This is a genomic window from Paraburkholderia sp. A3BS-1L, from assembly GCF_051125215.1.
Classification (GTDB): Bacteria; Pseudomonadota; Gammaproteobacteria; order Burkholderiales; family Burkholderiaceae; genus Paraburkholderia.
This window is the reverse complement of the sequence record NZ_CP120442.1, coordinates 139,589-153,450: the sequence shown is the minus strand read 5'-3', so window position 1 is coordinate 153,450 and position 13,862 is coordinate 139,589. Positions and strand designations below refer to the sequence as shown.

Annotated in this window: 9 protein-coding genes; 1 reads left to right on the top strand and 8 read right to left on the bottom strand. The window is 55.6% G+C overall.

The genetic code is table 11. The features are described 5' to 3' along the window. Positions 1-214: 214 nt before the first annotated feature. Positions 215-2,419: a DUF3987 domain-containing protein gene (locus P5W99_RS00690; RefSeq protein WP_434662623.1), complete on the bottom strand. Its 2,205-nt coding sequence runs from the start codon at positions 2,417-2,419 to the stop codon at positions 215-217. Between the two features lie 131 nt (positions 2,420-2,550). On the opposite strand from P5W99_RS00690, the gene P5W99_RS00685 reads away from it, so the two are divergent. Next, on the top strand, positions 2,551-2,916 hold the full coding sequence (locus tag P5W99_RS00685; RefSeq protein WP_434661454.1) for an H-NS histone family protein: 366 nt from the start codon (positions 2,551-2,553) through the stop codon (positions 2,914-2,916). Positions 2,917-3,153: 237 nt separating this feature from the next. Here the strand turns inward: P5W99_RS00685 and P5W99_RS00680 are convergent, their stop codons facing one another. From P5W99_RS00680 to P5W99_RS00650, 7 genes are all read right to left on the bottom strand, one after another. Continuing rightward, the gene (locus P5W99_RS00680; RefSeq protein WP_434661452.1) at positions 3,154-3,897 is read right to left on the bottom strand and encodes a hypothetical protein; all 744 of its coding nucleotides are present in this window, start codon (positions 3,895-3,897) and stop codon (positions 3,154-3,156) included. A gap of 38 nt (positions 3,898-3,935) precedes the next feature. Continuing rightward, positions 3,936-5,084 (bottom strand): helix-turn-helix transcriptional regulator, encoded by a 1,149-nt coding sequence (locus P5W99_RS00675; protein ID WP_434661450.1) that lies wholly within the window; start codon positions 5,082-5,084, stop codon positions 3,936-3,938. Between the two features lie 24 nt (positions 5,085-5,108). Next, a complete protein-coding gene (locus P5W99_RS00670; protein WP_434661448.1) occupies positions 5,109-6,326 on the bottom strand; it encodes a tyrosine-type recombinase/integrase in 1,218 nt (405 codons plus the stop codon). Between the two features lie 434 nt (positions 6,327-6,760). Continuing rightward, positions 6,761-8,371 carry a type I restriction-modification system subunit M gene (locus P5W99_RS00665; protein WP_434661446.1) on the bottom strand — a complete coding sequence of 537 codons (1,611 nt, stop codon included), beginning with the start codon at positions 8,369-8,371 and terminating at the stop codon, positions 6,761-6,763. Then, entirely contained in the window at positions 8,368-9,480 is a 1,113-nt protein-coding gene (locus P5W99_RS00660) for an AAA family ATPase (protein ID WP_434661444.1), read from the bottom strand. Before P5W99_RS00660 ends, P5W99_RS00665 begins: the two co-directional genes overlap by 4 nt. Beyond that, a complete protein-coding gene (locus tag P5W99_RS00655; protein WP_434661442.1) occupies positions 9,477-10,751 on the bottom strand; it encodes a restriction endonuclease subunit S in 1,275 nt (424 codons plus the stop codon). Before P5W99_RS00655 ends, P5W99_RS00660 begins: the two co-directional genes overlap by 4 nt. Then, entirely contained in the window at positions 10,741-13,713 is a 2,973-nt protein-coding gene (locus tag P5W99_RS00650; RefSeq protein WP_434661440.1) for a type I restriction endonuclease subunit R, read from the bottom strand. The genes P5W99_RS00655 and P5W99_RS00650 overlap by 11 nt, the downstream gene beginning before the upstream one ends. Positions 13,714-13,862 lie beyond the last annotated feature (149 nt).

Below are 13,862 nucleotides of genomic sequence, written 5' to 3'. Positions count from 1 at the left end.
GCTCGAGTAGCAACTTTTATCCTCACCAAAATTCTCATAGAACATTGATTATTAACATTTTTATGAATATAGATGGCCCGTTTCGGTTGCATCCACAGGACTAGTTCGAATCGATTGCTACCCTACTACTTTTACTACTGTAGTATTTTTGAGAACAACTCGCAGATCATCTTATATAATCTATCGTGATTTTTTTGTAATAGATAAAATGAAATCAATCCTGCGCATTAGGATCGTCGTCGACTTCCTCGTCGTCATCAGCCGGGAATCCGAGAGAACTGGAGACAGCCCTGTTCAACTGATCATGTGGAAGAATGAAACGACTGGACTGTGACTGGTCTTCACCGCTATTGAGAACTGAAAGCGGGAATTGCTGCTCCTCCGCGCTAGTCTCTTTTGTTTCTTCTTCTGAGGCAACGAGATTGGGGCGCTTGGCTTTAACGATATCCAACAAGCTCTTTCCTCGCATGTAGGCATCGTAATCAACAGGGATATCCGTTGACTGCGGCCCCTGATCAACCACTCCTACCTGACGGGCATCACTTTCCAGGCCAAGCTTCACGGACTGACCCGTAACCTCATGAGCTGAAGGTGACTCAGCCTGCTTAACCAATGTCGGGGTCGGCACGCAACGACCACAGCCATAGAAGCCCGAACGGTTATAACAAACGAAGTACCCGCCCTTCTTGCCGCGTCCCAGATAAAGCCTTCCTTCGCTCGCCAGGCAATGTAGAGCGGCAAGGATCTCTCCCTGTGTCTTTATTGTGCGATTGGCATTCTGGATTTTCTTGTATTCGAGTTTGACACAGGCGCTGCCATGTTGAGCCTCGACGTATTTCCAATAGTTCTTTTCTATTGTTCGGAGGATCTTGTCCGCATTGGCTCTTACCTGAGTTGAGAACGCAAAGGCCGAAAGCGGTTCCGGGAGCTCACTTGCGACTACCAACATCCGGAACTCCGCCATATACCAGTCGCACAATCGGATGGCTGCCTGAACGGTTTCGATCGGTATGTCTCGCTCTTTGCCTTTCAGCGCAGGACGTCCATAAGCGTCGGTGGCCGAGCCGGAGTCCGCGCTATTGCGGACTGGATGCATCTCGAAGTAGTGAAACAGCGCGGCGATTCTCGCGGCTTGCTCGGGCAGTTTCCTGACAAAGCCCTCCATTTCCGTATCGAACTTGCCTTTCTCTGCGATCGCAACGCTGAGTTTGTTGTAATAGCTTTCCCAGTATCGCCGTGCGGTCGCCGAAAACGTCAGAACGGTTCGCTCTGGAATGCAAGGAAATTGCTGCCCCAGAATGGCCTGAATCCGTTGATGGAACTTTTTCAGGCTTCCAATTTCCCTTGGGGCGTCGTCACTTCCGCCAGCCGATTTCGGTGGGTAGGACGGCACCTTCAGGAGCAGCGTTCTCGATAGAAACCCATTGTCCAGCGCGTTCTCCCCACAATTGTCGAGGAATTTTTGAAACTGCTTTGGCTGGAGCATTAACGCGAGCGTCAGCCGAGGGGACTCAATGACGTATTCACGCTTGTCGTAGGTCTCCCGATAGAACTCGCACCCCCACAGGTCATTCCATGCGTCCATGTTGCGCGTGACCAGCGCGCTATTGAGAATCCCGCCGGCTTCTGCTGAGATAATTCCTGCTGACCGGCACTTGTCCTGCAAGCCATTGCGGAAGCCGGCAAATGAACCCCGTCCATAGACCAATCGGCGAGCAGCTGGTCCGATGGTGTCTCTAATTTCGGCCTGTATTTCGGCCAGCTCAGATTGCAACTCCTGGATACGGAGCAGAAGGCTTTCTAACGCATGATTGGCTGCGGCCACCCTCGCTTCCAGTGGCTCAGGGCGTTTTCCCCGTACCTCTATGACTGGACGCCGTCCGGACAAGACCTCGTTCTGGTAATCCAGATGCTTCCGAACCTTGCCTTCCTTCTCTCGGAGTTCGTCATATTCGACCAGTGCTTCGTATTCCCTCTCACGCAGTTCAGCCAGCATCTCTATACGGACTTTGCGTGACAGCTTTCTAGAGCCTTCGGATGCTTCATTTGCTCGGCTCTCTTCCTCCCGCTCAAATGCCTCGAGTTCGGTGATGAAATTGTTCTGAATCTCGCTCTTGCCCGCGCCCGTCCCAGCTATGGTGATCAGAAAGAGCGAACAGGATGATGGCTTGAGCTTCGGCCGCTGGACGTTGACGAATTCCTGACAGGCTGTCGAGACGATACCCAAGGCGGCAGAGGCAGCGAGTTCAATACCGCCGCCCAACTCAGCGTCGACGTCGATAATGGCCTGCCTGATGATGGGTGGGAAGGCATCAATCGGATAAGTTCGGCCCCGGCCGTTCTGCTGCAGCCGATACTCCGACAACTGGTATTCAGGTTGTGCCGTATTCCCCAGATTCTGATTGCCTGCGCCGTACATAGCGTTCAAATGTAGTGTTTGGTGACGAGACAGCGGACTCCTAGCTGCCCCCTGGCGATGCCCGATACTGTAGCGTCCGTTGCGATCTCGTGCCATCATTGCCGCCGCACACCGCTATGAGGGAATATTCAATGACGACAATCCACAATGAATCGCTCGAACCGACGACGTACGACGAATCGCTGGCCCAAATAGAACAGATTCGCAAGCAGGCGGAAGCCCAGATCGAGCAGATCCAAAAGAGGGCGAATGCGCAGAAGGAAAAGGAGAAAGCGGACGCTATTGCCGACATGAACACGAAGATCGAAAAGTACGGCATTGCCGCTGGCGATCTGAAATGGCCGACACAACAGGCAACCGGGAAAAAAGCCAAGGCAAAGAGCAAGGCTTTGCCGCCGAAATACAAGGATCCAGAGAGCGGTACAACCTGGAGCGGTCACGGCAAAGCGCCTCGCTGGATTTCCGGCAAAGACAGGTCACCGTTTCTGATCAAGTAGTAAGGCTCGCCCGGCAGGACCACGGGCCGGCAGAGTTCATTAGCATGAGGCACTGGCTCGTAGCCGTCTATTGTGGCACCTCGCCGCCATTTCCTACCGGAGCCCGCCTTCATAATCCGCTCTACAGTGCAAGCAGCCAAGAGAGTCAGTGGCTCGTCAGTTTGGCTGGCCCCACGTCGCCATCGCCATTGTTCATGAACGCGTCGATCGCGCGATGGACAAACGTGACGGAACCGATTACTCGCTAGCTGTACCGCCGTTGATCAATTGCCTAACGGCTTCGACCGGCCAGAGCAGCCGACGATTCGGAAGCTTTGTCGGCCGCACGCCATGATAGCTGCCAGTTTCAGAGTACCGCTTCCGAACCGACTGAGGCTCCACTGCCAGTACCGCAGCCAACTCTTCCGTCGACAGGTGTTCCCGGTTCTCTGGCAATGGCATCGGCAATCGTGCCGACGACTTTCTCTCTCCAAGCCGCGTATCCCTGCTCGACTCGCCAGCGACGAGCTTAGCGGTAAGCACGTCGACCTCGTTGGCCTTTTGTTCCGCGTATTCGACAATCGCAAGTGGAATTACGTCGACGCGACCACCATCCGCCTTGTAGCCAGTGAGAGACCGACAAAGCCAAAGACAATCGGTCTCGATATGCATGTCGTCGCACCAGATCAGAAACTTGTCCGGCCGAAACTCAGTCGGCGTGACTTCACCACGTTCCTGATCGTCTTCGCAACGCGAAAGCCACTTCCGCCAGATTCGGTGAGCATCCGAAAAGCGTTCATTGTCGCCGCTCGAGAAGATCCGGCCATCGAGGCCCACCCCCCTTTTGGGAATCTCACAGCAGTTGGGCGGCGGGTGAATCCCCGACACAATCAATGCCCCTTCCATCGGCGTCCAGGTCGGCCGGTCGATGTACTCCTGCAACGCGGCATAAAGCTGCCTTGCGGCAGCAATGCGTTCTCGCGGTGATTGCTCGCTCGTCATAGCGTCGATGTAGCTTTCGATACGTGGGCCGCGAAATACTAATCTTTCCCAGCTGAAACCCGCTCCTGAATCCACGCATCGACATCGGCCTGCAGATAGCCGACGGTGCGCGCACCAAACGACACCTTCTTCGGGAACGTAGGATCGTAGTATCGCGACTTGCGATTCATCTTTTCGTAGAGCATCGACACTGAGATTCCCGTCAGCTCACTCACTTCGCTAATGCGCAGAACGGTGCCACGCAAAGCGACAGGAGCTTTTGTAGTGTTGTCTGTTTTGCTGGCACCAGCGACGGCCGACGAGACTGAACCATGCGGCGGGTCTGCACGATGCGGTCCACTCGCGTCGCTACCATACGACTCATCACTGCCCGAACGTACTACCCCTGCACTCGCTTGACCGATGGAGACGCCGCGTGTCGGCGCTGGGAGAGTACCCGCGGCTCGTTGACCATCAATCGGTTTCCGCGCGCTTGCCTTTGCCTTCCGATACCCCAAACCGTGTCGATACAGATAATCGATCGCGGCCTTGCGGGAAAGGTAGGCGTCTGAAACAGGAGCAATTCGGGTCAGCCGAGTGTGCCCTCGGTCGAGAATTACTATTGCGCCCGAGGAACATTCATCTGCCAACGTGGCGAGGTGATATTCGACCATTTGCTCTTGCCGCTGGTGCTGCCTGCCAACATAGGCATCCGTCACAAGTATCGGCTCCCACAGCCAGTCGCGGGCCTTCTCCCGGAATGCTTGCGTGAACACTTCCCTGCTTCGGTCCGACAACGGGTAATGCAAAGGCGGCAAATCAGGCAATATCCTTTCCAGACTCTCCCGGTCCTTGTCCGTCAGCTTGTGCGGGAACTGAAGGTCAGACGTCAACCTCCAAATCTGCCGCTCGGTTGCGCCGCGTTCGTTTTCCAGCGCTTCACCACGAAGCTCGAGTTCGAGCTGTTTGTCGTGTTCGATAAGTGCTGGCAACGGAAAGGCCCCCGCGATATCCGCCCGAACGGCGTCTAGCAGTTCAGTTTGCGGCGACACCTTCCTGAGATCTGGGGCCACCAACTTGCCCGTCACGCAAGCCATGCCACTTGCCCCTTCTTCCGGCACTGGGTGGATCGCTCTCGCTATGGCGCGCGCAAACGCCTCGCAATGGATCAGTTCGTCGAGCGGCAAATCAACAACAGTGACGGTCATATTCCTCCCGTTATAGGATCGACGTCAGGCAGCTACAGTGCGAATTTTGAGAGCGTCGCCATTTTCGGACTTCAATTCGTCGAGATAGTCCGCCCATCGTTGCATCATCACCACCCGATCATCGATAAACCTGGTCCGGTTGTAAGCCGTCCCCAACGCATCAGGAACTTTATGCGCCAGCTGATGTTCTATCACCTCACTGGCGAATCGCAACTGTTCGTGCAGGATGGTACGGGCCATTGCGCGGAACCCGTGCCCGGTGATCTCGGTCTTCGTGTCGAATCCCAGTCGCCGCAAGGCCGCATTGATTGCGGCGCCGCTCATCGGCTTTTTGACGTCTCGCCCGGGAAATACGTGCTGGCGGTGACCGGTTAGCCCGTGCAGCTCTCGAAGTATGGCGACGGCCTGTCGCGCGAGCGGGACCAGGTGCTCTGTCTTGGTCTTGGAAACGGTGTAGCGCCACTCGGCCTTGTCGAGGTCGAACTGTGACCATTCGGCTGTACGCAGCTCACCGGGGCGCACGAACAGCAACGGTGCCAGTCGCAACGCACACTGGACGACGAAGGTTCCCTTAAAGCCGTCTAGCGCCCGCAAGAGCCCAGCGACCTCCTTTGGTTCGGTAATCGAAGCGAAATTCTCGTGGCGAGCGGGCGGCAGCGCTCCGCGCAAGTCTGCACTGACGTCCCTTTCCGCCCTCCCCGTCGCTACGGCGTAGCGAAACACCTGACCGCAATTCTGGTGTACGCGATGCGCTGTATCGAGTGCACCGCGGCCCTCGACTCTGCGCAAGACCGCCAGAACTTCCGGCGCTCGGATATCCGCGATGGGCCGCCCCCCCAACCAAGGAAAGACGTCGTTTTCCAGTCGGGCGATAATTTTGTCGCCGTGACTCTTCGCCCAGCCGGGAGACTGCCGAGCAAACCATTCCCGAGCGATGGTCTCAAAACTGTTGCCGGCTCGCTCGAACACCGCGGCTTTTTGTATCTTGCGATCAAGTCCCGGATCGACCCCGTTCGCGAGAAGCTTCCGTGCGCCATCCCTTCGGTCACGCGCTTCCTTCAAGGTGATCTCGGGATAGACGCCTAGCGAGATGCGCTTCTCCTTTCCGGCAAACCGGTATTTGAAGCGCCACCACTTGCCCCCGCTCGGGGCAACTTCCAGATAAAGGCCACCGGCATCGAAAAGCCGTATTGGTTTGTCGCCGGGCTTCGCGTTGCGGACGGCTATGTCGGTCAGGGGCATTTTGGGGCAACTCCTTCTTCAGTCTTGTACTTGCCCCTGAAGGTTGCCCCCAGCTGCCCCTGGATGTCAACGGACCACATCGGAGATCGCCGGAAACAAAAAACCCCGCGAGCCTTATGCTACGCGGGGTTTTGGACTTTTCCGGAACCGCTTTGGACCTACTCGGATGTTCTGTTGGTGGAGCGGAGGAGGATCGAACTCCCGACCTTCGCATTGCGAATGAGGTTTCGATCCGATTCGACCCACCCGATCAAAGTCCTTGATTCCGAAGAGCTTTTCGGCGAGAGATCAAAACCCTTGCAAATCAATCAGTTGCCGAATTTTTTGGGCCGCGCACTAATTTCGGTAGATTCGGGTACGCGCCGGGAGTTGGTATCGTACCGAAAAAATCCGCAGTCAAGTGGAGCAGAATTGGAGCGTCGGCCCGTGGGTAGTCACGGCAGCAAAGGCAGTCCCAGCTCCGAGAGGAATTTGTTGTGCTGCTCAGTGGCCAACTTGATCCTTTTATCCAGTGAAACAAGTTCAGCATGCGCCGCCGCGAGGTCGATCTCCTCCTCCTCCATCGTCGTGCTCACATAGCGCGAGATATTCAAATTGAAATCGTTCTTCTTCTCGATTTCCTCCATGCTCACACGCCGCGAGTAGCGTGCCTCTTCCTTGCGGAACTGGTAGGTATCGATAATCTTCTCGATGTGCTCGGGTAGCAGCCGGTTCTGCCGCTTACCCTTCTCGAAGTGTTCGGCGGCGTTGATAAACAGCACGTCGTCAGGCTTCTTGCACTTCTTCAGCACTAGGATGCACACCGGTATACCGGTGGAGAAGAACAAGTTGGGCGGCAGCCCGATCACCGTATCGATGTGGCCGTCCTTAAGCAACTTGGTACGGATGCGCGCCTCCGCCCCGCCACGGAACAACACACCGTGCGGCAGGATGATGGCCATCACGCCGTCCTGCTTCAAGAAGTGAAAGCCGTGCAGCAGAAAAGCAAAGTCCGCAGCCGACTTCGGGGCTAGGCCGTGGTTCTTGAAGCGTACATCCTCACCCAGCGCATCGGTCGGCTCCCAGCGATAGCTGAACGGTGGATTGGCGACCACCGCGTCGAACTTCGGCGCTTTCGCCGGGTTGGTCTCGCGCAGCATGTCCCATTCGTTGAGCAGGGTGTCGCCGTGGAATATATCGAATTCGGAGTCCTTCACCCCGTGCAGCAGCATGTTCATGCGCGCGAGGTTGTAAGTAGTGATGTTCTTCTCCTGCCCGTAAATCTTGCCAATACCATGCGGCCCCATGCGGTGGCGCACATTGAGCAACAACGACCCCGAGCCACAAGCAAAGTCCAGCACGCTGTCCATATGTTTGCGCTGGCCGGTGGCCGGTTCCTGCCCGTCCAACGTGACGATCGCCGAGAGGACGCTGGAAATGGGCTGCGGCGTATAGAATTCACCGGCTTTTTTTCCGGAGCCGGCGGCAAACTGACCGATTAGGTATTCGTAGGCATCGCCCAGCGTGTCGCTGTCGGTGGAAAACTGCGTGAGCCCTTTAGCGATTTCGCTGATGATCTTGCACAGGCGCGCATTGCGCTCGTCGTAATTCTTTCCGAGCTTGTCCGACGCTAGATTGATCTCGGAAAACAGCCCTCGGAAGGTACTGGCGAAGGATTCTGTTTCGATGTATCCAAAGCCCTTTTGAAGCGTGTCCAACAGGTACTTGCTCTGTTCGCGCGCCATCTGCGCGATATTGCCCCACAGGTATTGCGGCTCGATTACGTAATGCACCTTGCGACGCATCTGCTTTTCGAACTCGGGTACATCATCTAGATTTTTCTCGTACCAAAGCTGCAACGGCGTGGAAGCCGCGCCGTCGAGCTGGGCAGGGTAATCCGGCCCGAGCTCCTTTTGCGCTGCGGCCTCGTAGTTGTCCGACAGGTACCGCAGGAAGAGGAACGCCAGCATGTAATCGCGGAAGTCGTCCGCGTTCATAGCACCGCGCAATTGATCGGCAATGGCCCAGAGGCTCTTGCCCAGTTTCTGTTTTTCGAATTCGGTCATGGCGTGTCTGCTCCCTCAACGGGCTGAGGGAATAAATCTGGATTGAAGGGATAGCGGCTCAGGAATTCATGCAGGATCTTCCTGAAGTAAGCCTTGTTCTCATCCAGCATCGGCTGGGGTTCGAACAATGAATAGTTGCCATGGCTCATGATATTGATCAGCCGTGCATGCAGAACGCCGTCAGGGTCGTCGGCATCCCGCGCAATGCACGCCGAGAAGTTGGAGAAACCGTGAAAACTCGCCGACTTTTCCAACACCGAACGCAACATGTTGAAGTGGTAGGTGTACAGCTCGCCAGACTGCTCGGCCTTGTAGAGCTCGGTCAATACGGCCACGTGATGGAAGAACGGTGTCGCGCCGGTGTAGGCCAGAGAGTACGAGCCATCGGACTTCGAGCGCGACAGAAAGTACGCGGAGACGTTCTTGGACTTACGCGCGTCCAGCTCGTTGTGCATCACGTTGAAGAAGAGCGGATGGTGCGACGAGATCACCACCTTTAGCGCACTGCCGGGCTTGTTCAGCAGCTGCGCTAGGTGGTTTCCCACTGTAATGGCGTTGTGTTCATCCAACGAAGAAATCGGATCATCAATATAGACGTACTTGACCCACTGGTAAGCCTCTGCTCCGTCGATCGCCAGTTGGACTATAGCAAGGAAGAAACACCAGACAAAGATGTTCTCCTCTCCCCGCGAGACCTTGATATTTTCGATGATCTGTCCGTCCACCGTGCGCGAGAAGCGCACCACCCAGTTCTCCCGGTCTATACGAAAATCAAAATCCGCGTAGCGCTGCAGCAGCGGCCTAATGCGGTTGTCCATTTCAAGCTCAGCGGGGCCATCAAAGAAGTGCGAAGACGCATTGAGTGTGAGCTTTCGGTCGACGTCCCCATTCAAATCGTTGTCCCAGTGGAACAAATCCTCGGTAAAGGCATTAAAGTAAAGCGTGTCGCGCACATCCCCCTGTTTGCCTATGTTTTTGAACTCCATCGACAGCCTCGTCTTTCCGGTGCCGTTGTAAGCATAAAGAAGGATTGTTTTCTTGTTATCCAGCTCCTGCCGCAGATGTGCCGCCAGTGCAGCTAGATCGGTATAGCGGCGATTATTCTTCATACCAATACCTCATCATGCGCAGGGAAAAGTTGCTGCATGAGTGCTGCTTTGTGCTTCTTCAGGTGATCGATTTTCCGGGTTTGAGCTGCGACCAGTTCATCTAGCGAGGACAAGAGATTGACGATGCGCGTTTGCTCTGGCTGCTTAGGAACAAAGAACTTGTACTTGAGCAACTGGCCGCCGTTGATCGAATTAATCGTGGCCCCTAGATCTGCAGCAACTTGATTCTGGTATGCAGGTGTTTGAAACAGTTGAAAAATGAAATGCGCGCACTCAGATCTGAAAACAGTCATAAATGCACCATGCGTGCAAAGGGGCATCCCTTTCGGAATGATTGCATTTTTCCCGATCAGCGCTGACGAACCATTCCTGACGCATATCAATATGTCATCAGGCTTAGTCAGGTTTGCCCCCTTTATCTCCGGATCAACATAAACACAATCATCCAGAAGAATTCGTCCATCTTTGATATTCGAGGACCTGAGAACAAGGAGCCCTTCGTCTCGCACATCGTCTGGGCTATAGGTCAGACCGGAAACAAGCGTCCCAAGATCGCCCAAGCTGACGCGCTCCCAATCTCCCTCATTGAGAAACTCCTTAAAACGCAGGCGTGGGACGGTTTCGCCCTCGCGGGGGAAAATCTGAAGCATCAGGCCCTTCTTGTGGGCCTTGAGGGTGTCCAGCTTCTGGCCTTCCGCCGTGATCAATTCGTCGAGGGAAGATAGGCAGTCGGCAATTTTTTGTTGTTCCGCCTGAGATGGAATGGGCAAAGGCAGTTCAGAGAACTGCTTATAGCTAACCATCTTGCCGTCGCGCAACCCCTCAAGATTCTTGTTCAGTTGAGCAATGAATCGGTCTGTCTTCAGAAGTTGCCTGAAGTAGTCCGCTGAGTGCCCACGCTTGAGTCTTAGGACTACATAGGCCGGACTGCAGATTCCGTGGTATTTAGAATATTCAATCCCGCCTTGAAATGAGCGCAAGCTGATGATGAAATCACCAACTTCCACGACCTTGTAGCTTTCAATGCTTTTGTCAGCTACCGATACGTGGTAATCGATCAAATTGCGTGGGATCGCTCCATGCTCTTGGGTTATGGCAAGGACAGGAAGATCGGAGTTGTGATCCTTGTTGCTGACTTGAGCGAAGACCTCGTCACCAAATTCACTTCCCCACCCTTCTTCATCCCGAAAGTCGGGAAAGCGCAACCGTGGCACCAGTGCCGGCTTCTCGTCGTTCTTTTTGCTCATCGCGTCCGTGTCTTTATTGCTCATATGCACTCAGCCCCGAAATCTCGCGTCCTTGGGCGAGTTTGTGCAGCAGTGGCGTCAGATCCTCCACCAGTGCCAGTTCTTTTTGCGTGCGTGCCTTCCAGCCTAGGCCCAGTGGAGCCATCAACTCGCTCAGTGCTTCGCCGTCGAAGATGCGGCGGCGAAGCACTTCGTCCACAAAGGCTTGCAGCGCATCAGTGGCCAGTCCATGCTTGGTGGCGATCCCGGTGAGCTCGCGGGTCTTCTTCTCGGCCTTGAAGCGCTCGTAACCGACGCGGATCTGCTTTTCGTCTAGCGCCTCGCCCACCGGAAGACCACGGATGTATTCGGCAATGTCCTCGCGCTCGTCGATGAACTTAGCGTCGGACTGGATCAGGCCAATAAGCTGCTCACGGTTAAGGGTGAGCTTGCCGGGCTTCTCCTGCGTCACGCGGGCGATCAGCCCCATGATGTAGTCGTAGTCGATGACGGCGGAAGCGAAGAGCACAAATTCGAAATCAAGCTGCTGCACCTGGGGCAGGGCTTGATCGCCTTCTTTGTCTTGCTGCTCCTTGAGCCGTTTGGCGGTCTCCAAATACGCGCCTTTGAAACCTTGCAACTGTTCGGGTGACGTGATCTGGCTGATCTGCGTTTTCTGCTCCTCGCTCAGATCGGTGTACTGATCGAGCTGGGTCTTGAAGCGCTGCACTTCCTTGAACAGGTTAACGAACTGGCTGCGCGCGGCGTCCCCCCTGAGGTTGGCCACCTCTTCCGGTGCATTAGGCAGCCCCTGCGATTGCATGAAGTCGGCCAGCTTCTGAGTGGCTGCCTGCAGACTGTCGATGACCTTGGGCGCAGGATCCACCAGCCAGATCTCACGCGGATTGTCGATCTTCTCACCGGAGAAGAGTGCAATGGCTTCTTCCACAGGCTTTTGCTGCTGACGAAAGTCCAGAATGTTGCCGTAGGGCTTGGTGTCGTTGAGCACGCGGTTGGTACGCGAAAAGGCCTGAATCAGCCCGTGGTGCTTGAGGTTCTTGTCCACGTACAGGGTATTGAGGTACTTGGAGTCGAAGCCAGTGAGTAGCATGTCGACCACGATGGTGATGTCGATCTTTTCGGCGTGCGGCTGATCGGCATTGGAGTATTGCTGATCTTTGATGCGTTTTTGCACGTCCTGATAGTACAGATCGAACTCGCCGATACGGTGGTTGGCGCCAAAGCGAGCGTTGTAGTCGGCAATGATGCGGGTGAGTGCGACTTTCTTACCCTCCGGGTCCTCTTGGTTGTCTTCCTTTTCCTGTGGCAGGTCTTCCTGAATCTGCTGCACGTCCCTGTTGCCCTCGGCGGGCGGAGAAAATACGCAAGCCACGTTCAGCGGCTGGAAAGTGTCATCTTCTTCCAGCTTCTTGGCCTGAAGCGTCTTGAAAGCCTCGAAATACTCAATGGCGTCGTTGATACGGGCGGTAGCCAGTACGGCGTTGAACTTGCGCCCGTTGGTGGCCGCATCGTGCTTGGCGAGGATAGTCTCGATGACCTTGGCCTTCGCCAAGCCCTCGCCAGGCTTGGGCGGGTTCTTGCCCTCGGGCTTGAAGTAGTCCACGTGGAAGCGCAGGACGTTGCGGTCCTCGATGGCGTGGGTGATGGTGTACTGGTGCAGGCAGCGCTGGAAGAGGTCGTCCGTAGTGCGGTAGCTCGCTTGTTGCCCTTCGACCTGTTGATAGCTGGCGTTCTGCTCGAAGATGGGCGTGCCAGTGAAGCCGAACAACTGCGCGTTGGGAAAGAACTCCTTGATGGCCTTGTGGTTCTCACCGAATTGCGAGCGGTGGCACTCGTCAAAGATGAACACCATGCGTTGGTTGCGCAGTGGCTCAAGACGCTCCTTGTAGTTGCGCTTGTTGGTGCCGTCGAGCGCCAAACCCAACTTCTGGATGGTAGTGACGATGACCTTGTCTGCGTATTCGTCAGACAGCAAGCGGCGCACCAACGTTTCAGTGTTGGTGTTCTCTTCGACGCACCCCTCCTGGAAGCGGTTGAATTCCTCTCGGGTCTGGCGATCCAAGTCTTTGCGGTCTACCACGAACAAGCATTTGTCGATGTCCGGGTTGTCCTTGAGCAGGGTCGAGGCTTTGAACGAGGTGAGCGTCTTGCCGCTGCCGGTGGTGTGCCAGATGTAGCCATTGCCGCAGTTCTGGTGGATGCAGTCCACGATGGCCTTGACGGCATAGATTTGATAAGGCCGCATCATGAGCAGCTTTTGCTCGCTGGCCACCAGCACCATGTAGCGGCTGATCATCTGTCCCAAGGTGCACTTCGCCAGAAATTTCTCGGCAAAGCTGTCCAGTTGCGTAATCTTCTTATTGTCCTCGCTCGCGAACTGGTAAACGGGCAAGAAGCGTTCGTCAGCATTGAAGCTAAAGTGGCGCGCGTTGTTGTTGGCGAAGTACCAGGTATCGGTGCGGTTGCTGACGATGAAGAGCTGGACAAAGCACAGCAGCGTCCTGCCGTACCCGTTGCCGGGGGCGCTTTTGTAGTCGACGATCTGCTGCATGGCCCGGCGCGGGCTGACGTCCAAGGTTTTCAGCTCGATTTGCACCACCGGCACGCCGTTGATCAGCAGCATCACGTCGTATCGGTGATGGCTGTTGTCGGTGTTGATACGCAACTGATTGACCACCTCGAAGTCGTTCTTGCACCAGTCGCGGATGTTGACGAGGGTGTAGTTCAGCGGCGTTCCGTCGTCGCGCTCGAAGCTGTTGATGTTGCGCAGCGTCTGAGCAGCGTTGTACACGTCGGGCGTAATGATGCCGTCGAGCAGGCGCTGAAACTCGCTGTCAGTCAGTCGCACCCGGTTGAGCGCCTCGAACTTCGTGCGGAAGTTGGCTTCGAGGGCGGCCCGATCGCGGATATCGGGCCGGTAGCTGTACTTGAGGTCGCCGAGCTTGGTGATCAGGTCCTGTTCGATCTGATTTTCTGTCGAGGTCATGAATTAGTTCCCGCCGTAGGTGACCCGTTAGTTGGCGGACACTCCGCCCCGGATCGTTCGTCGCAACCAGGTCAGGCGCGCTTCCCATCTTGCGAAATTTGAATTATATCGGTACAGCCCGGTACAATCGGGTTAGTCAGCGCTTTGGC